The organism is Clostridium sp. NkU-1 (assembly GCA_001312405.1).
On record BBDR01000008.1, the window covers coordinates 164380 to 183639 of the forward strand.

Consider the following 19260-nt stretch of genomic DNA (forward strand, 5'->3'; position numbering starts at 1 on the left):
TTACTTTAATTACCCATTATCCCTGTCATTTGTCAGGTTCAGCTTGTCCAGCACAAAGAACATGAGGCCCATCAGCATGCCTACTACACATGCAAGAACCATACCTGATAACTGGATGCTTCCAAGCTTTACGGCAACACCGGAAAGTCCTGTTACAAAGATAACGGAGGTCATTGCCATATTTCTGGATTTTCCATAATCTACCTTTGCATCGACCAAGATACGAATACCTGAGGCTCCAATCATTCCATACAGTAAGAAGGAAATTCCGCCGATTACCGGCCCTGGAATTGTGTTGATCAGTGTTGTCATCTTTCCGATAAAGGAACAGATAACAGAGAGAACAGCTGCTCCACCAATTACATAGACGCTGTATACCTTTGTCATTGCCATAACACCGATATTTTCCCCATATGTGGTGGTGGGCACGGAGCCAACAAGACCGGAAAGTGTGGTTGATATATAATCTCCCAGCAAGGAGCGGTGAAGTCCGGGATCCTTAATCAAATCTCTGTCAACTATTTTACCGGTTACAATCTGGTGGCCGATATGTTCTGAAGTAACGACCAGAAGCACTGGGAGAATAATGACAATTGCTTCCCACCTGAACTTAGGTACTGAAAAATTTGGAAGGGACAGCCATGCTGCAGTGCTGACCTCATTGAAATTTACAATACCGCATAAAAGTGCAGCCACATATCCTGCAATAATCGCAATTAAAATCGGGATAACAGATAAGAATTTTCTGAATACCACAGAACCAATCACCGCTGTCAACAGAGTTACCAGAAAAACAATGACATTCTTCATATCAATCATTTCATCCTTAAGGCCTGCATTGGATGCGGCTGTTCCTGCCAGTTCCAGGCCAATTAAAGCCACAACCGGTCCCATAGCCGCCGGAGGAAGGACAGTATCAATCCAGTCCGAACCGAATTTATAAATAATCAGTGCCAGAACACAACCGCAAATACCCACGGCAACAAACCCGCCCAGGGCATAATTATAGCCCCATTTGCTGATAACAATTCCTGCCGGTGCCAGGAATGCAAAACTGGAGCCAAGGTATGCCGGTGCTTTTCCCTTTGTTATGAAAATAAAAAATAATGTTCCAATTCCATTCATGAACAGTACAACTGCCGGGTTGATTCCAAATATAAAAGGAACCAGGACTGATGCCCCGAACATTGCGAACATATGCTGGATACTTAAGGGCACCAGCAGCTTAAATGGCACTTTTTCTTCCACCTGAATGATTTTTTTTGCTTTCCATACAGCTCTCCATTTCTCTCTAAGTCTTCTTAACAATTTTTTTATCTTTCCCATTATAGCACTACCTCTATGTTCACGCAACCACTTAAAAAACAGTCTTATCTGCCGTACGCGCCATTAAAAAGGCTGCAGCTCCGGTTTCTTTAAACCGGAAGCTTTGCAGCCCCTTTTAGTCAAATCCCCCGCAACGGGAATTACTTCTCACCAACCAGATCTTTTATAACCTCTTCCACTGTTTCCATCCGTGTTGCAAGATGGGCCTTGCTTCCGCAAAAGATCAGTCCATCTTCGGTCCGTCCTTCCGCGGAGTCCACCAAAGCCTTTGTAATACAATAAGGAATGGTCTTCCTGTCGCATTTATCCAGACATTGATAACAATGCTCCAGACGGAAAGGCGTATCTCCCACTGTCTTTAAGAAAGGATTTTTTTTATAGCCCTTCCCGGCATTCCCACCGGGCTTTTGGTAATGACGATATCTTCTTTTTTTTGCCTGAAGATACGCCTGCTTAAACTCTTCTGGGGCATCGCATTCCACAGTGGTCACAAACCGGGTCGCCACCTGGACACCGTCGGCTCCAAGGGAGAGCTGGTGCGCTACATCCTCATGAGAGTAAATGCCTCCTGCAGTCACCACAGGGATCACCTTATTGTACTTATCCCCATACTCCTTTACCAGCCGGATGATGCCTTTTACTTCTTCTTCATATTCCGCCTGCTTATAAGTATGTTCCACATCCTCTGTATCTACTCCAAGGTTTTCTAAATCCCCTCTGGAAAATCCCAGGTGTCCTCCTGCCAATGGTCCCTCCACCACTACCAGGTCAGGTGCCTGATGGTATTTACGGTCCCACATCTTACAAATAACCATGGCAGACTTAACCGTTGATACAATGGGCGCTATCTTGGTCTTTAACGCAATTCCTGCCTCTTCTGCAGCTTCTGCCACATATTCCGGCAGGCTTACAGGAAGCCCGGCTCCGGATATGATCAAATCCGCCCCGGCCTTTACCGCCTTTTTTACATAGCTGGCATAACTTTTCGTGGCAACCATAATGTTAAAGCCTATGATGCCCTCCGGCGCGATTTCCCTTGCCTTTTTCATTTCCTGTCCAATGGCCCGCAAATTCGCTTCCAAAGGATTCTGCTTAAAATCAGGCTCCCGAAAGCCGATCTGAGCCGTGGAAATGATTCCGATCCCTCCGGCCTTTGCCACTGCTCCGGCCAGGGAGGAAAGGCTGATTCCTACTCCCATACCGCCCTGAATCACCGGATGGCTCGCCACCAGTTCTCCTATTACCAAAGGTTTTAATGTTCCCATTACATTCTCCTAAATCTTTCATATCTCTGATCTGCAAGTTCTTCCTTTGTCATGGTAAGGAAAACGGCAAAAAAATTCTTCCATGGCCTTATCCATTTCTTCCGCAATCAGGTCAAGGTTCTCTGCACAGGCCGGCTCTTCTTCTGAAATCACCCGCTCTATGAGACCTAACTCCATTAAATCCCTGGCCGTGATCTTCATGACCCTGGCCGCGTCATTCGCTTTTTTGCTGTCCTTATAAAGAATGGAAGCAAAACCCTCAGGAGAAAGAATGGAATAAATGGAATTTTCCATCATCCAGACTTCATTGCCAACTGCCATGGCAAGAGCGCCGCCGCTTCCGCCCTCTCCTATTACAATGGAAAGAACCGGCACGGTTAAATCCGCCATTTCGAATAGATTTCTGGCGATGGCTTCTCCCTGGCCCCTTTCCTCGGCCTCAAGGCCGCAGAAGGCTCCCGGCGTATCCACAAAGCAGATGATTGGCCGGCCAAAGGTTTCCGCCTGTTTCATCAGACGCAGAGCCTTCCGGTACCCCTCAGGGGAAGGCATTCCAAAATTCCGTCTGATGTTATCCTTTGTATTCTTCCCCTTTTCCTGTCCGATTACTGTAACAGGAATTCCATGGAAGGATGCGATTCCGCCTACGATTGCGCCGTCATCTTTAAAGTAACGGTCTCCGGCAAATTCCATAAAATCATCAAACAGTGCATGAATGTAATCCGATGCCACCGGCCGGTCCGAGCTTCTGGATAATAATACGGTATCCCAGGCGCTCCTTTTATTTTTCCGGAGCCGGAAGGGCTTCTTTTTTTTCCACCATTTGCTTCCGCTTTTACCCGGTTATCCACAGGAAGCGCCTGAAGGCTTTGGGGATTGTGGAGCTTTAAGATGTTTGCCAGGGTTTCCTTCATCTCTTCCCTGGGCACGATCTTGTCAATAAAGCCATGTTCAAGCAAAAATTCCGCCTTCTGGAACCCTTCCGGCAGCTTCTGTCCAATGGTCTGTTCAATGACCCGGGGGCCTGCAAATCCGATCAGGGCGAAAGGCTCTGCCAGGATGATATCACCCAGCATGGCAAAGCTGGCCGTCACTCCTCCTGTGGTAGGATCCGTGAGAACGCTGATATAAAGCTGGCCTGCCTGATGATGGCGCTTTAAGGCTGCCGAGGTCTTTGCCATCTGCATGAGCGATACGATCCCTTCCTGCATTCTGGCTCCGCCGGAACATGCAAAAAGGATCACCGGAAGCTTCTCCCTTGTAGCCCGCTCCACGGCTCTTGCGATCTTCTCCCCCATTACATGACCCATGCTGCTCATAATGAAACGGGCATCACAGACTCCGATCACAGCCTTCCTGCCGTTTATTTTACAGCGTCCGGTGACAATGGCTTCTGAAAGGCCGGTCTTTTCCCTGGCTGCAGCCACCTTTTTATCATAACCTGGAAAATCAAGGGGATTTCTAAATTCCATCTCCTTATCCCACTCTTCAAAGGTTCCCTCATCCGCCACCATTTCAATTCTCTGGTAAGCATGGAGACGGAAATACCCCTTGCATTTGGGACAGATGAAATGATTGCTTCTCACATCCTCCACATAAATAGGCTGGCAGCATTTATTGCACTTCCTCCACAGCCCGGCCGGAATGCCTGGTTCCTCAGACTTTTCAGGAGCCTTGTATTTGCTGTCTATTAGTGTATAGGTTTTCTTAAACATGCTTTTTAACATAAGATCGCTCCTTTACCTGCCTACCGGATATAATCCGGGAAATATTTGGGGATAAAATCCGTATCCACATCTCCACTGCGGTAAGCGTCATGACTCAGGATATCAAACTGAAAATCCACATTTGTCTCAATTCCCTCTATGATCAGTTCCCCAAGAGCACTTCTCATCTTTAAGATGGCTTCTTCCCGATCCTTACCGTGGACGATCATCTTCATCAGCATGGAATCATAGTTTGCCGGAACCTTATATTCGTTGTAAATGTGTGTGTCGATGCGGACCCCGTTGCCTCCGGGCACATGGACATTTTTTTATAAGGCCCGGACAGGGCATGAAATTTTTCGACGGATTTTCTGCATTGATCCTGCATTCAATGGCATGGCCTGTTATGGCTACATCCTCCTGCCTTACGCTTAGAGCTTTCCTGCCGCGATACGGATCTGTTCCTTGATTAAATCCAGGCCCGTTACCATCTCGGTCACCGGATGCTCCACCTGGATGCGGGTGTTCATTTCCATAAAATAAAAATTCTTATGTTTATCCAGAAGAAACTCAATGGTTCCCGCATTCTCATATCCCACAGCCTTGGCCGCACGGACTGCAATCTCTCCCATACGGGTCCTCAAATCCTCAGAAATAGCTGCTGACGGGGATTCTTCCAGGACCTTTTGATGGCGTCTTTGAATGGAGCAGTCACGCTCTCCCAGATGCACCACATTTCCAAACTTATCGGCCATGATCTGAAACTCAATGTGTCTTGGTTTTTCAATATATTTTTCAATATACATGGTATCATCAGAAAATCCCTTTACTGACTCCATCTGGGCATTCTTAAAGTTAGCTTCAAAATCCTCCAGGCTCTTCGATATCCTCATACCTTTTCCGCCGCCTCCTGAGGAAGCCTTGATCATAACAGGAAATCCGATCCTTTCTGCCATGGCTTTTGCTTCTTCCACCTGCCGGACCGCTTCCTTTCCGCCTGGGACCACAGGGACCCCTGCTTCCATCATGGTCTTTCTGGCCTCAGATTTATTTCCCATCTTCCCTATTACTTGCGCGGAAGGTCCGATAAAGGCAATGTTACATTTTTCACAAAGTTCCGCAAACCTGGTATTTTCCGAAAGAAAGCCAAATCCCGGATGAATGGCATCCGCTTTCATGGCTACGGTGGCCGTGAGGATCCTCTCCATGTTTAAGTAGCTCTGGGTCGAGGGCGCCGGGCCAATGCAGATCGCCTCATCAGCTAATAAGGTATGAAGGCTCTCCCGGTCCGCTTCTGAATAAACAGCAACCGTTTTGATCCCCATTTCCCTGCAGGCTCTTATGATACGTACCGCAATCTCACCACGATTGGCAATTAAAATCTTATCAAACATAAGCCTCACCTATCCAATCATAAATGTCAGTTCCGCACTGGCGGCCAGCTTACCGTCTACGGTTGCAATGGCCTTTCCTACACCAACAGGACCTTTGCGCTTAATGATCTCACATTCCAGCTTAAGTCTTTCTCCCGGAATAACCTTGTGCTTGAATTTCGCCTTGTCAATGCCGCCAAAGTAAGCAATTTTTCCCTTATTATCTTCCAGGCTTAAAATCGCCACTGCGCCTACCTGGGCCAGCGCCTCTATAATCAGGACTCCCGGCATAACCGGTTCCTCTGGAAAATGTCCCTGGAAAAAGGCTCATCATAAGTTACACATTTATATCCAGCCGCTTTTACTCCCGGCTCAAACTCCTCGATGCAGTCCACAAGTAAAAATGGATGTCTGTGAGGAATGATCTCCTGAATCTCTTTAATACCTAACATCATGCGCCCTCCTGCTTTTAAAAGAGAGGCCCAGCCTCTGGGCCTCTCTTAGCTTTCACAACTGCCTACCGGATACGGAACAGAGGCTGACCGTACTCCACTACATCTTCGTTACCTACCAAAATGGCTTCCACCACGCCATCATATTCACATTCAATCTCATTCATCAGCTTCATGGCCTCGACAATTCCCATGACCTGACCCTTCTTTACCGGATCTCCAACCTTTACAAAGGGTTCACTGTCAGGAGATGGCGCATCATAGAAGGTTCCCACCAAAGGAGAGGACACAAGCTTTTCCGAGCAGATATCATTGCCCGCCTCTTCCACGGTATCCCCGGTAGGAGTGGCTGACGGAAGGGCCTGCTGGGTGAAAACACCTGCTGCCATTTCTGCCTGAACTACAGAATTTCCCGATACTGTCACAATTTCTCTTTCTTTTTCTTTCTTAATAGAGAGCTTTAAGCTTCCCTCTTCTACCTTAAAGCTGGTCAGTTCATTTTCTTTTACAGCCTGCATCAGCCTGATAATATCATTAATCTCCATAGACTGCTCCTATTGTTCGAACTTCTTCACAAGAATGCTGGCATTATGTCCGCCAAATCCAAGGGAATTGCTGATGGCGTATGTCACATCACAGGCAACGCCTTCCCCTTTGGTATAATTCAGATCACATCCTTCTCCTTCTTCTAAAAGGCCGGCAGTCGCATGAACAAATCCATCCTGAATGGATTTTACACAGGCAATGAACTCGATTCCTCCTGCAGCGCCTAAGAGATGGCCCACCATGGACTTGGTGGAGCTGATCTTTACATCCTTTGCATGGCCGCCTAAAGCAGTCTTTATAGCCAGGGTCTCAAACAGGTCATTGTGATGAGTGCTGGTACCATGGGCATTCACATAATCAATATTTTCAGAAGTTATTCCGGCGTCCTTTATGGCATCGGTCATAGCTCTTGCCGCACCGCTTCCATCCTCGGCCGGAGAAGTGATGTGATAGGCATCACAGGTAGAACCGTAGCCAACCACTTCACCGTAAATGACTGCATTCCTTGAAAGAGCGTGTTCCAGCTCTTCTAAAATAACCACGCCGGCTCCCTCTCCCATGACAAAGCCGCTTCTGTCCTTATCAAAGGGGATGGAGGCACGAAGGGGATCGTCGGCAGTCGTAAGTGCCGTAAGAGCTGTAAATCCTGCCACACCAATAGGAGTGATGCTGGCTTCTGCTCCTCCTGCTACCATTGCATCTGCTTCTCCGTACTGGATGGAACGGAAAGCTTCTCCAATGGAATGGGTTCCAGTGGCACAGGCGGTCACTACATTGATGCATTTTCCTTTTAATCCAAACTGAATTCCCACATTTCCGGCTGCCATATTGGATATCATAAGAGGAACCAGAAGGGGGTTTACTCTGCCCGGCCCCTTTTCTAAAAGCTTTTTATTCTCCCTCTCTAAGGCCTGCAGCTTCCGATTCCTGAACCAACGCAGACGCCCACACGGTAAGGATCTTCCTTTTCCATGTCAATGCCTGACGACTCAAGCGCTTCCTTTGAGGCTGCCACTGCAAACTGGGCAAAACGCTCCATTCGCTTTGCTGCCTTTACATCCATATACTCCTTTGGATCAAAATCCTTTACCTCGCAGCCAGCTTTGCCTTATAATCCGTTGTATCAAACTGGGTGATCGGACCGATCCCCACCTTATTTTCCTTTAAACCATTCCAAAAGCTTTCCACATCTTTTCCGATCGGGGTGATTGCACCCATACCGGTTACTACGACTCTTCTCTTCATACGTCTCTCCTTTTTACATGGCCATGCCGCCATCCACACTGATCACCTGACCAGTGATGTATCCGGCTTCCTCTGATGCCAGAAATGCTGCCACACCGGCAATATCTTCTGCTGCACCAAAACGTTTCATTGGGATCTGTTCTAAGGATGCCGCCTTTACGGATTCCGGCAGAACCTCAGTCATAGCCGTTTGAATAAAACCGGGAGCTATTGCATTTACCGTAATTCCCCTGCTTGCAACTTCTCTGGCAAATGACTTGGTAATGCCGATAACACCGGCCTTTGCTGCGCTGTAATTTGCCTGGCCTGCATTGCCTAAAACGCCGGACACAGAGGAGATGTTTATGATCCTTCCGCTCTTTTGCTTGATCATCTGGCGGGCGATATGCTTCATGCAGTTAAACACTCCCTTTAAATTGGTATTGATCACCGCATCAAAATCTTCCTCGGACATCTTCATCAGCAGATTATCCCGTGTGATTCCCGCATTGTTCACAAGAATATCCAGCTTTCCGTATTTCTTTATCACGCCTTCCAAAAATACTCCAACGCTTTCATAATCTGCCACATTACACTGGACAGCTTCCGCCTTACCGCCTTTTTCTTGGATTTCCTTCACCACTTCCATGGCCAGGGAATCAGAACCATTATAATTAATAATCACTGCTGCTCCCTGGTCTGCCAGCTTTACGGCAATCGCCCTTCCTATTCCTCTGGCGGCTCCGGTCACCACTGCTATTTTACCATCTAACATACTCATTTCCTCCTGCCTTATTGAAAGGAATTCCTATCCCAGTTTCTCCATATCTTCCAGTTTTTCTATATTAAAGACTTTTACGTCCTTTGTAATCTTTTTGATGAATCCGGCCAAAGTCTTACCCGGCCCGATTTCGATAAAGGTATCTACCCCGTCTGCCAGCATGGTTTCCACACTCTGCTGCCAGCGCACGGAAGAATACACCTGCTCCTTAAGCAAAGGCTTTACCATTTCACTGTCTGTTACATACTGTGCTGTCACATTGGCTACGTAGGGGATCTGAGGGGTTTTTATTTCCACTCCCTTAAGAACCTCTCCCAATCGTTCCCCCGCTCCGGTGAGCATGGAGGAATGGAAAGGACCGCTTACATTTAACATCAGTGCCCGTTTTGCGCCTGCTGCCAAAAGCCTTTCATTTGCCGCTTCCACAGCCTCCTTTTTACCTGATATTACAATCTGCCCGGGGCAGTTGTAATTAGCGATCTGGACTCCCTCCATACCGCTTAATACTTCTTCAATCTTTAAGGCATCCAGTGCCAGAATAGCCGCCATGGCTCCGATTCCCTGAGGAACAGCTTCCTGCATGAGGATTCCCCTCTGCCGGACTGTCCGGATGGCATCAGCATCACTCATGACTCCTGCTGCCGCAAGCGCACAGTATTCTCCCAGGCTCAGCCTGCAGACACCTGCGGCTTTATACCCTTTTCTGCTTCCAGTACCCGCATCATGGCAATGCCGGTGGTCACCATGGCCGCCTGAGTATATTCCGTAATATCCAGCCGGTCATTCTTTTCAAAGCAAAGTTTTGGTAAATCAAAACCAAGCAGGCTGGAAGCCATATCATATGTTTCTTTTCCAATCCTTGTCTGCTCATAAAAATCCTGGCCCATACCACAGTACTGCGCACCCTGGCCTGGGAAAATAAATGCAATCTTGCTCATAATAATAAACTCCTCTTTAACGGCCAAGCAATCTCTCTGCCTGTTCAATCATCTCTTCAATCATTTCCTTACAGGTCTGTTCCCTGGTAATCATACCGGCGATCTGTCCGGCCATAACCGTGCCGTTTGTGATATCCCCCTCCTGAACCGCCTTTCTTAAGGTTCCAAGGGTCATATATTCCAATTCCTCAAAGGACTTGCCTTCCTGCTCCAGCCTCGCATAATCCCTGGTCATCTGGTTTCTCAAAGACCTGACAGGATGGCCATGGCTGCGTCCGGTTACTGCGGAATCAATGTCCTTTGCCTTAATAATCCGCTGCTTGTAGTTGGCATGGACAATGGATTCCTTTGCAACCACAAACCTGGTTCCGATCTGGACAGCCTCCGCTCCCAGCATAAATGCTGCAGCGATTCCCCGTCCGTCTCCAATGCCGCCGGCTGCGATCACTGGTATGGATACTGCATCCACCACCTGGGGAACTAAAGTCATGGTCGTCTGTTCGCCGATATGGCCGCCTGATTCACTGCCTTCCGCAACCACCGCGTCAGCGCCGTACTTCTCCATTCTCTTTGCCAGCGCCACGGAAGCCACCACCGGGATCACCTTGATGCCTGCTGCCTTCCACATATCCATATACTTTTCCGGGTTTCCGGCTCCGGTGGTCACCACCTTGATGCCTTCCTCACCACTACCTTTGCCACATCCTCTGCATGAGGGCTTAACAGCATGACATTGACACCGATGGTTTTTCCTGTCAGCTCCTTTGCCTTGCGGATTTCTGCCCGTACCACCTCGCCGGGAGCATTTGCCCCACCGATGAGACCTAAGCCTCCGGCTTCCGATACGGCTGCCGCCAGGTGATGCTCAGCTACCCAGGCCATACCACCCTGGATAATCGGTTGTTCCACTCCCAAAAGTTCGGTAATTCTGGTTTTCATTACGCTTCCACGCCCTTTGCTTTTAAATAGTCCATAACCTGCTGAACTGTAGTCAGTTTCTCTAAATCCTCAGACGGGATTTCAACAGAATACTCATCCTCAAGAGCCATTACAAGCTCAAACAAATCCAGGGAATCTGCTCCTAAATCCTCTTTGAAGGAAGATTCAGCGGTAATTTTACCTGCCTCAACGTTTAACTGCTCTGCGATAATTTCCTGCATTTTCTCTAACATAATTTAATCTCCTTTTATTGTCATCTTTATTTTTTTATACTATTACTTTGAATTTCAAAGTATTAGCCAAAATCATTACCACTCCAAAAGAGTGGCTCCCCAGGTCAATCCTGCTCCAAAGCCAGCAAGTACAAGCTTATCTCCCCGCTGTAACTTTCCTTCCCGGTTCATCTCATCCAAAAGTATTGGTATGGTTGCTCCCGATGTATTCCCAAACCGTTCCAGATTGGTAGGGAATTTTTCCATGGGTATCTTCAACCGCTTTGCGATGGATTCGAAAATCCGGTAATTTGCCTGATGCAGAATAAAATATTTAATTTCTTCCATGTCGGTTCCGCTTTCTTCCATTACCTTTTTAATGGCCTCGGGTACCGCCTTTACTGCAAATTTGAACACTTCCTGTCCGTCCATGGTCATATATCCAAGCTCCGGCTTCTTTCCTGTGAGAAAGTTTCCTGTGGTCCGCCCTCCGCATTCCAGTGCCTTTCCCCTGGTGCCGTCTGCTCCCATGGTCATGTGAAGGATCCCCTTCTCTTCCGCCCGCACCACAGCCGCTCCGGCTCCGTCGCCGAACAGGACACAGGTGCTTCTGTCATTCCAGTCAATGAGCTTGCTTAAGGTATCCGCCCCAATCACAAGCCCGGTCCGGTAGATCCCTGCCTTAAAAAAAGCCGTGAACCGTATTTAAGGCATAGACAAATCCGGAACATGCCGCACTTATATCAAAGGCAACGGCCGCATCTGCTCCGATTGCCGCCTGTACCTCACAGGCGCCGCTGGGGAAACAGCAATCCGCAGAAGAAGTAGCTAAGATGATGATATCTAACTCCTTTGCAGAAACACCGGCATTCGTAAGGGCCTCTTTTGCAGCCTGTATGGCAGATCAGAGGTTCCTGACTCTGCCGATGCGATCCGCCTTTCCTTTATTCCGGTCCTAGTCCTTATCCACTCATCACTGGTATCCACGAACCTTGCCAGATCCTCATTGGTTACCACCTGCTCCGGGACAGCAGAACCTGTTCCTATTATTCTTGTCGTCATAAATTCCCCCATCCATGCCCCCGCCCTCTGCTTTCCTCTTGGCTGTCCGTGTTTCTCGGAGCCTGCGGGGTACATGCCGCGTTGGATTGTTTTATATGTCAAATATTTTGAATATCAAAGTAATTCTATAAAATGATACGCAGATTGTCAAGAGAAATTTTACAATTCATGTTTCAGCAAGTACTGATAAACCTCTCTCTTACTGATCCCCCTGTCCTTTGCCACCATGCGCATGGCTTCCTTCCGGTCTATTCCCTGGTTTACATAAAGTTCCATGTGTTCCTCCATGGACATCTCCCGGGAAGCCATGGATCGCTCCTCTATCTTCTCCCTGATGCTCTTTCCTTCTATGACGATGACGCACTCTCCCTTTGGCTCTTCCTCTTCATAGGTCTTTAAAGCATCAGGAAAGGTTGTCCGAAACGCTGTTTCATACCTTTTCGTAAGCTCTCTGCAAATGGTGATCCTCCGGTTTCCCAAAGCTTCATAAAGCTCTTTTAATGTCCTGACAAGCCGGTGAGGCGCTTCGTAAATGATCATGGTTCTGGTCTCTTCTTTAAGCTCCTCTAAAATCCACTGTTTCTCCTTCTTATCAGTCGGCAAAAACGCTTCAAAGCTAAAACGCCTGGTACCCAGCCCGGAAAGGGTGAGAGCCGTAATACAGGCCGCCGGTCCGGGAAGAGAAGTCAGCTCGATCCCTGCCTCATAACACTGTTTTACCAGCTCCTCGCCAGGATCTGAGATGCCCGGTGTCCCCGCATCCGTAATTAAGGCAATCTGAACCCCCTGTTTCATCTGCTCCACTAAGTACCTGGCCTTTTCCACCTTATTGTACTCATGATAGCTGGTCATAGGTGTCTTAATATCAAAATGGTTTAAAAGCTTGATGCTGTGGCGGGTATCCTCCGCCGCGATCAAATCCACTTCCTTTAACGTATTTAAAACCCTCAGGGTAATATCATCAAGATTCCCTATAGGCGTTGCGCATAAAAATAACTTTCCCTTTTTCTCTTCCAATTTTCCGCTCCCAGCCATTTCCTCTTATTGCCCACGCTTTCCGGGCAGGGCCCACCCCGCTTTATCGGGTGTAAAAGGATACCTGCAAGGCATTTCCTTTCCCGGCAAAATCAATACCCGTAGATGGTATAGATTTCGTCCGTATACACACCTGGTTCTTTATATACAATGACAGGGGCCTCCACCTTGATCATGGATCTTCCACCCCTCACAGCTTCAATGAGGACCATGTTTGCTTCCCTGTCCACATAAGGATGAACCATTTTCATCCGCTTTGGCTCTAATCCGTAATCTTTTAAAGCCGTTATGATCTCAACCAGCCTGTGAGGCCGGTGCACCATGTAAAACCGCCCGCCTGGACGTAAAAGTCTTGCCGCTTCTCTTGTCACATCATGAAGGTACATAACACCTCGTGACGGGCAATGGCCTTTGGCAGCTCCGGATTTTTAAGTCCGTGAGAATCATTCATATACGGGGGATTTGAGGTTACTACGTCAAAGGAAGCCGCGCCAAATAGACGGCTGGCTTCCTTTATATCTCCCGTTATAATGGAAATTTTTTTCTTCCAGATGATTTAAGGCCACGCTTCTTCTGGCCATTTCTGCCATTGCTTCCTGAATCTCCAGCCCGGTATAATAAAGGCCCTGGTTTTTGGCCTCCAAAAGGAGGGGAATGATCCCGGTGCCTGTCCCTAAATCAACCGCCTTTTCCCCCGGCTTTACAAGGGCAAATCCGGAAAGAAGGACCGCATCCATGCCAAAGCAGAACCCATCCCGGTTCTGTATGATCTTATATCCGTTTCTTTGCAGATCATCAATACGCTCGTTTTCTTTTAAATCAATTGTCATCTAACTTGGACTTTCCTTCTTTCTTTTCAAGGGCCTCTAATACCCTTAATTCTTCATCCGTTACCTGGGCTTTCTCCCGGCGGCGCTTGGTTTGAATTTCAGCTGTTCCACCCGGTATTCCCGGATTTCCTTTTCATCCTTTATGTTAACAACTACCTTTACCAGCTGCCTTAAAACGCTTACGGAATGAACCTCTCCCTTAAGTCCGTCATCCGTTGTCACAAAATCACCAACGTTAGGAAGCTTGCTGTTAAGCTCTTCATAAGTTTCCTCTTCATTCTTTAAGCAGCACATAAGCCTTCCGCAAACACCGGATATCTTGGTAGGATTTAAAGACAGATTCTGTTCCTTTGCCATCTTAATGGATACGGGTATAAATTCTGAAAGGTAGGAATGGCAGCATAAGGTTCTTCCGCAAATGCCGATTCCTCCACGATCTTTGTCTCATCCCGTACCCCTACCTGGCGAAGCTCGATCCTGGTCTTAAAAACAGAAGCCAGATCCTTAACAAGCTCCCTGAAATCGATTCTTCCGTCTGCAGTAAAATAAAACAGCACCTTATTATTATCAAAGGTATATTCCGCATCAATCAGCTTCATCTGAAGACCATGCTTTCTGATCTTCTCCTTGCAGATTTTAAATGCTTCCTTTTCCTTTTCATGGTTTCTTTTTTTCCACTTCATCGTCAGCCTTTGTTGCCATGCGGATCACCGGCTTTAAGGGCTGGACTACTTTATCATCTTCCACTTCCCGGCATCCCAGGACAACATAACCATATTCAATTCCCCGGGCAGTCTCAACGATTACATGATCTCCAGTCCGAACTTCCAGACTCACGGGATCAAAGTAATATATCTTTCCTGCGTTGCGGAACCGAACGCCAATTACTTTTATCATCTATTAATTCTCCTTCATAACAAGCAGCATGAGCTCCATTGCCAGTTCCATATTAACATTGGCATTCAGACGGATTCTGGCCTTGTCTATGGCCTGTAAAATCATCTCAATGCCATCATAAGCGCTGGCAGCGCTCATCTCTTTCATTGTATTATATTCTTCCCTGAAAACCAGAAGATTAATATCCTGAGTTACCTTAAACATTAAGACATCCCGATACCACAGCTGTATAAAATCCAGGCAGTCATAGATATCCAGATTTTCATCCTTCATCTTCTTAATGTAAAAAAAGCAGCTCTACAATATCCATATCCTTGATGTGCTTCAGCATATGGACCAATTCCTTATACATCAGCTGGAACTCCTCAGAGGAAGCCAGATGAATCGCTCTTCCAAGATTTCCCCTGGCAAACGCTGCATAAATCTCCGCTTTGCTCTCAGCCATGCCTAAAGATCCTGTTAAATAGGATTTTACCACCGAATCCTGCAGAGGCTTAAGCTTTAACTGCACACACCTGGAAAGAATGGTGGGCAGAAATGCCTCCTGATTGGTCGTAAGCAGCATGATGACTGCATAAGCCGGTGGTTCTTCTATGGTCTTTAACAGCGCGTTCTGAGCCTGAACCGTCATCTTTTCCGCTTCATCCACAATATAGATCTTATAATAACTGCTATAAGGACGTATCATAATGGTGTCATGGATCTGTTCCCTGATATCGTCAACGCCAATACTTCCCGGCTTCTCATGGGCCAGATAAATCAGATCCGGATGGTTTCCGCTCATGACCTGCTTGCAGGCATGACACTGCATACATGGCTCATTCTTTCCCTTTTCACAGAGTAGGGTCATTGCAAATGCATTAGCCAGGGACTTACGCCCCATTCCAGCTTCACCTGTAAGAATGTACGCATGGGAAACATGATTTGATTCAATAGCCTTTTGCAGATGTTCTTTGATTCTCTCATGGCCGATAATATCCTTAAATCCTGGCATAGAGTCACCCCCCTGTCGACGTTGTCTGACCCGCTTTCCTGTTCCATTTACACGGGAAAACGAATTAAACTAATTATAACATAGAACGTTTACCACCACAAGAATGAAGTATTGGCAAATCCTTTATCATTTCCTTTTATTCTGCTCATTTTCAACCAATATTTTACAGTACATGAAACTTTTTGAGTTGAGCTTGCAGACCCCGTGAAATATACGGAAAAGAAAAGGGACGATGCGTATTGGATTATAACTATAAAAGATGATTACAATTTTAAGAATATTATTAGCAGACATCAAAAAATGAGCATGAAAGTTGTTATGGAATTCCATACCTCTTTCGTACTCATTTTAATCATTTATATCTCTGCTATAACAGCTTTTACAATTTCATCCAGACACGCTTCCAGCTCCTGATTGCAGAATCGTCTATGTATTCCGCACCGAATGAGATTTTCTTCTTTAAAATCCTCTTCATCCGCCAGAAACCTTCTGCAAAGCTCCTTATATTTAGGTGTCTTCTGTCCCCTTTCCCGTTTGATCGCTCTCAAAAGCCGGTCTCCATCCTCAACCTCAATATAAATAGGAAACAGCCTGTCCTCTCCAAAATAAGCCCTTGTCTTTTCATAAGATTCCAGAGTTCCAATCATCAGATATCCATTCTTCCCGCTAGATCAATCTGCCCGTCATCAACTGTAAAATAACTCCAGGGTCCATAGACCGTCTCATACGTCCTCTCCTCAATAAGCCTGTTTTCATTCCTGAATTCCTCCAGCTTATCACTGGTAGTAAAATAATATTCCACCCCATCCCTTTCTCCATCCCGAATGGGTCTGGTGGTATATAAAACTACTTTCTTTAATTGGGGAAGCTTCTTTAAAAGTCTTTTATAAATCGTATCCTTTCCGGAAGCGCTCTTTCCCATTACATAGAATATTTTGCCCATATTATCTGCTCCATCTTTTATCCTATTTTAAATCTTTCTTTTATTTTATTTCCCATTCAGTCCCATTTCATCAACCACAAAAAGCTCTCTGGAATTCTCATCCTCCATCCCCTGCACTGCAAGGCCCAGTTCTTTATACTTCATGATCAGATCAATGGATTCCTTTTTTTAAAACCTCCCCCGGTACAACAATAGGAATTCCCGGAGGATACACATAAACAAATTCTGCCGATACCATTCCCTCTCCGTCAGGAATTGCAATCCTGCGCCTGGCTTATCCATAGCCTCTGCAATGGTCATCCGGCATTCCGACATTCTCTCAAGCTCCTGACATAAGCCGTTCCCAGCTTCACAGTTTTCCTCTGGAGAAAGCCCGGAATCAATATGAAGCAGAGCACTGCACAGCCTTTCAAGACCTTCTTCCGTATCAGCCATAGTCGTTATGGCCGTTACATAGTCCGAACCGCACATTTCCATTTCCAGATGATATTCCTTTCTCAGCCTGTCATCCAGCCAGGCTCCTGATTTTCCCGTACCTCTTGTGGAAATAATGATCTTGGAGCGGTCCATGTCATAGATTCCGTACATCCCCTCTTCCTGATCCGTAAGGAGCCTAAGGTGCTTCAAACCAGCCAAAGCCTTCCGGACCTTTTCTATCTTACCGGAAAAGAGTTCCATCTCTTTAAGTCCTTCTCCAGCCATATAGCGTATACAGCCCTCAATCCCTGCCATCAGCACGTAGGATGGGCTGCTGGTCTGATACATGTGCACATAGCGGTCCAATCTCCCCATATCCACATATCCTTCCCTGACATGCATGACAGCCGTCTGAGTAAAGGAAGGGAGGGTCTTATGAAGGCTTTGAATCACTACATCTGCTCCAAGTTCTAAAGCGGAAACCGGAAATCCTCCCTCTTTTCCAAAAGAAAAGTGGGCTCCATGAGCTTCATCCACAATGAGAGGCAGACGGAACCTATGGACCACCTCTGCAATGGCCTTGATATCAGATACAATTCCATCATAAGTTGGGGATACCACAAACACCGACTGAATCTCTGGATGATTCATCAACATCTCTTCTATTTTTTCCGGAAGTAATCCACCTTGGATACCAAATGACCGTATTATTTGTGGATAAATATATTCCGCACTTAGCTGATTGAGGAAAACTCCATGAAACACAGACTTATGGCAGTTCCTGCTCATAAGAATGGTTCCGCCCCTCGCTACGGTCCCACTAATGGCGCTGAGTATTCCGCTGCTGCTGCCATTAATAAGATAATAAGTCCTATGGCTCCCATAAATCCTTGAAGCCCATTCCATGGACTCCTTTAAAATCCCTTCCGGATGGTGCAAATTATCAAAACCGTCTATCTCCGTAATATCTATGGAAAATGGATTTGGAAAATTGGCTGCAAAAGATTTTTTATACTGCCTTTTATGTCCGGGCATATGGAAGGGATAAACATCCGATTTCCCATATTCCATTAACTTCTTTAATAAATTCGGTGTGTCATTCATAGTATAAACCGCCTTTCGCCCCCATAAACCTATGGCTCATTTCCCTGTTCTTTTTACATTCTTCTTTATAAATCGACTCTTCTAGTATAGCATCCTTATCCTCTCTTTACAATTTTTTTCTCACAGCGCTATAATATAGTTTTGGAAATCAAAAAGGAGATGGTTATTATGAGATTAATCGAATTTAAAATGGAGCGGCCTGGCCTGGTAAAAGCAGGAGATGAAGTTCAGATCATAGAGAGGGAAGGAACCAGCAGCTATAGCTATATCATTGACCCTGCCGTGGCCATGTCCGGCTGCTACATGGGACGGGACAGGATCAAATCCGATCACGGGATTGTAAAAGAAATCAAGCACAATGACCGGGGATATTATGTGATTGTAGAATTTGATGAGTAAACCTGTTTTACAATGGGTAACTCTGCTTTAACAGAATCCCTTCATAAATTACTGCAAAATAAAAAGCCCTGAAACATCTCTGTTTCAAGGCTTGTCCTGAGACACCGGGGACTCGAACCCCGGACAACTTGATTAAAAGTCAAGTGCTCTACCACCTGAGCTAGTATCCCATATGCCCAAAGCCGGAATCGAACCAGCGACACGAGGATTTTCAGTCCTCTGCTCTACCAACTGAGCTATCTGGGCTTATGTACTATCATTAGTACACGTTTTCCTAAAATTACTCAAAAAAAATTGCGGGGGCAGGATTTGAACCTGCGACCTTCGGGTTATGAGCCCGACGAGCTTCCAGACTGCTCCACCCCGCGTTATTTAATTATATTATATGCAGTGATTATGATTTTAATCACTAAATGGATGGAGATGGATTCGAACCATCGAAGCGTGTCGCAACAGATTTACAGTCTGCCCCCTTTGGCCACTCGGGAACCCATCCATATTTTATTAAAGTGATGCAAGCCGATGATCGGACTCGAACCGATAACCTGCTGATTACAAATCAGCTGCTCTGCCAATTGAGCCACATCGGCACAAATCTTTTCATGCGTGTTGTTTTGCATACTGAATGGGACCTATAGGGCTCGAACCTATGACCCTCTGCTTGTAAGGCAGATGCTCTCCCAGCTGAGCTAAGATCCCATGTACAAAATTCAGTTGTAAAACGACCCGGATGGGATTCGAACCCACGACCTCCGCCGTGACAGGGCGGCGCTCTAACCAGCTGAGCCACCAGGCCAAACCTTTTTGAAGGTTATTA

General features: G+C 46.5%; 10 protein-coding genes, 7 tRNA genes and 11 pseudogenes. 1 reads left to right on the forward strand and 27 read right to left on the reverse strand.

Annotated elements, in window-relative coordinates; genetic code table 11:
* Window positions 1–9 precede the first annotated feature (9 nt).
* From uraA to JCM10519_RS30120, 20 genes and pseudogenes are all read right to left on the reverse strand, one after another.
* Complete coding sequence (gene uraA, locus JCM10519_RS14085) at window positions 10–1326, reverse strand: uracil permease (RefSeq protein WP_347844235.1); 1317 nt, start codon at window positions 1324–1326, stop codon at window positions 10–12.
* A gap of 140 nt (window positions 1327–1466) precedes the next feature.
* On the reverse strand, window positions 1467–2591 hold the full coding sequence (locus JCM10519_RS14090) for a nitronate monooxygenase family protein (RefSeq protein WP_347844236.1): 1125 nt from the start codon (window positions 2589–2591) through the stop codon (window positions 1467–1469).
* Window positions 2591–4318: pseudogene (locus tag JCM10519_RS14095) on the reverse strand (acetyl-CoA carboxylase carboxyltransferase subunit alpha). Before JCM10519_RS14095 ends, JCM10519_RS14090 begins: the two are co-directional and overlap by 1 nt.
* A gap of 20 nt (window positions 4319–4338) precedes the next feature.
* Window positions 4339–5691: pseudogene (locus JCM10519_RS14100) on the reverse strand (acetyl-CoA carboxylase biotin carboxylase subunit).
* Window positions 5692–5700: 9 nt separating this feature from the next.
* Window positions 5701–6125 (reverse strand): annotated as a pseudogene (gene fabZ, locus JCM10519_RS14105) (3-hydroxyacyl-ACP dehydratase FabZ).
* Window positions 6126–6187: 62 nt separating this feature from the next.
* On the reverse strand, window positions 6188–6667 hold the full coding sequence (gene accB / locus JCM10519_RS14110) for an acetyl-CoA carboxylase biotin carboxyl carrier protein (RefSeq protein WP_054739920.1): 480 nt from the start codon (window positions 6665–6667) through the stop codon (window positions 6188–6190).
* Window positions 6668–6676: 9 nt separating this feature from the next.
* Window positions 6677–7913, reverse strand: a pseudogene (gene fabF / locus JCM10519_RS14115) (beta-ketoacyl-ACP synthase II).
* A gap of 13 nt (window positions 7914–7926) precedes the next feature.
* Window positions 7927–8667, reverse strand: a complete 741-nt coding sequence (gene fabG / locus JCM10519_RS14120; protein ID WP_054739922.1) for a 3-oxoacyl-[acyl-carrier-protein] reductase — start codon at window positions 8665–8667, stop codon at window positions 7927–7929.
* 33 nt (window positions 8668–8700) lie between these two features.
* Window positions 8701–9611: pseudogene (fabD, locus tag JCM10519_RS14125) on the reverse strand (ACP S-malonyltransferase).
* A gap of 16 nt (window positions 9612–9627) precedes the next feature.
* A pseudogene (gene fabK, locus JCM10519_RS14130) lies at window positions 9628–10550 on the reverse strand (enoyl-[acyl-carrier-protein] reductase FabK).
* Window positions 10550–10783: an acyl carrier protein gene (gene acpP, locus JCM10519_RS14135; RefSeq protein ID WP_054739924.1), complete on the reverse strand. Its 234-nt coding sequence runs from the start codon at window positions 10781–10783 to the stop codon at window positions 10550–10552. Before acpP ends, fabK begins: the two are co-directional and overlap by 1 nt.
* Before the next feature lie 75 nt (window positions 10784–10858).
* Window positions 10859–11824 (reverse strand): annotated as a pseudogene (locus tag JCM10519_RS14140) (beta-ketoacyl-ACP synthase III).
* A 159-nt stretch (window positions 11825–11983) separates the two neighbouring features.
* Complete coding sequence (gene rsmI, locus JCM10519_RS14145) at window positions 11984–12841, reverse strand: 16S rRNA (cytidine(1402)-2'-O)-methyltransferase (protein ID WP_347844237.1); 858 nt, start codon at window positions 12839–12841, stop codon at window positions 11984–11986.
* A 110-nt stretch (window positions 12842–12951) separates the two neighbouring features.
* Window positions 12952–13245, reverse strand: coding sequence for a hypothetical protein (locus tag JCM10519_RS30105; protein WP_347844238.1), 294 nt, complete (start codon window positions 13243–13245; stop codon window positions 12952–12954).
* Between the two features lie 90 nt (window positions 13246–13335).
* Entirely contained in the window at window positions 13336–13689 is a 354-nt protein-coding gene (locus tag JCM10519_RS30110) for a methyltransferase (protein WP_347844239.1), read from the reverse strand.
* A pseudogene (locus JCM10519_RS14155) lies at window positions 13679–14586 on the reverse strand (stage 0 sporulation family protein). The gene JCM10519_RS30110 and the pseudogene JCM10519_RS14155 overlap by 11 nt, the downstream one beginning before the upstream one ends.
* Before the next feature lie 3 nt (window positions 14587–14589).
* Window positions 14590–15580: pseudogene (gene holB, locus JCM10519_RS14160) on the reverse strand (DNA polymerase III subunit delta').
* A gap of 356 nt (window positions 15581–15936) precedes the next feature.
* Window positions 15937–16523, reverse strand: a pseudogene (locus tag JCM10519_RS14165) (guanylate kinase).
* A 151-nt stretch (window positions 16524–16674) separates the two neighbouring features.
* Window positions 16675–16761, reverse strand: a complete 87-nt coding sequence (locus JCM10519_RS30115; protein ID WP_347844257.1) for a hypothetical protein — start codon at window positions 16759–16761, stop codon at window positions 16675–16677.
* Window positions 16762–17150: 389 nt separating this feature from the next.
* A pseudogene (locus JCM10519_RS30120) lies at window positions 17151–18044 on the reverse strand (decarboxylase); the annotation flags it as partial.
* Window positions 18045–18212: 168 nt separating this feature from the next.
* Here JCM10519_RS30120 and JCM10519_RS14175 point away from each other — a divergent pair.
* Complete coding sequence (locus JCM10519_RS14175; RefSeq protein WP_054739929.1) at window positions 18213–18443, forward strand: hypothetical protein; 231 nt, start codon at window positions 18213–18215, stop codon at window positions 18441–18443.
* A gap of 97 nt (window positions 18444–18540) precedes the next feature.
* Here the strand turns inward: JCM10519_RS14175 and JCM10519_RS14180 are convergent.
* The 7 genes from JCM10519_RS14180 to JCM10519_RS14210 form a co-directional block, all read right to left on the reverse strand.
* Window positions 18541–18613 (reverse strand) — tRNA-Lys (locus JCM10519_RS14180).
* 3 nt (window positions 18614–18616) lie between these two features.
* Window positions 18617–18689: transfer RNA gene (locus JCM10519_RS14185), tRNA-Phe, on the reverse strand.
* Window positions 18690–18737: 48 nt separating this feature from the next.
* A tRNA-Met gene (locus JCM10519_RS14190) sits at window positions 18738–18811 on the reverse strand.
* A 46-nt stretch (window positions 18812–18857) separates the two neighbouring features.
* Window positions 18858–18939: transfer RNA gene (locus JCM10519_RS14195), tRNA-Tyr, on the reverse strand.
* Between the two features lie 21 nt (window positions 18940–18960).
* Window positions 18961–19033: transfer RNA gene (locus JCM10519_RS14200), tRNA-Thr, on the reverse strand.
* A 36-nt stretch (window positions 19034–19069) separates the two neighbouring features.
* Window positions 19070–19142: transfer RNA gene (locus JCM10519_RS14205), tRNA-Val, on the reverse strand.
* A gap of 23 nt (window positions 19143–19165) precedes the next feature.
* Window positions 19166–19239: transfer RNA gene (locus JCM10519_RS14210), tRNA-Asp, on the reverse strand.
* Window positions 19240–19260 lie beyond the last annotated feature (21 nt).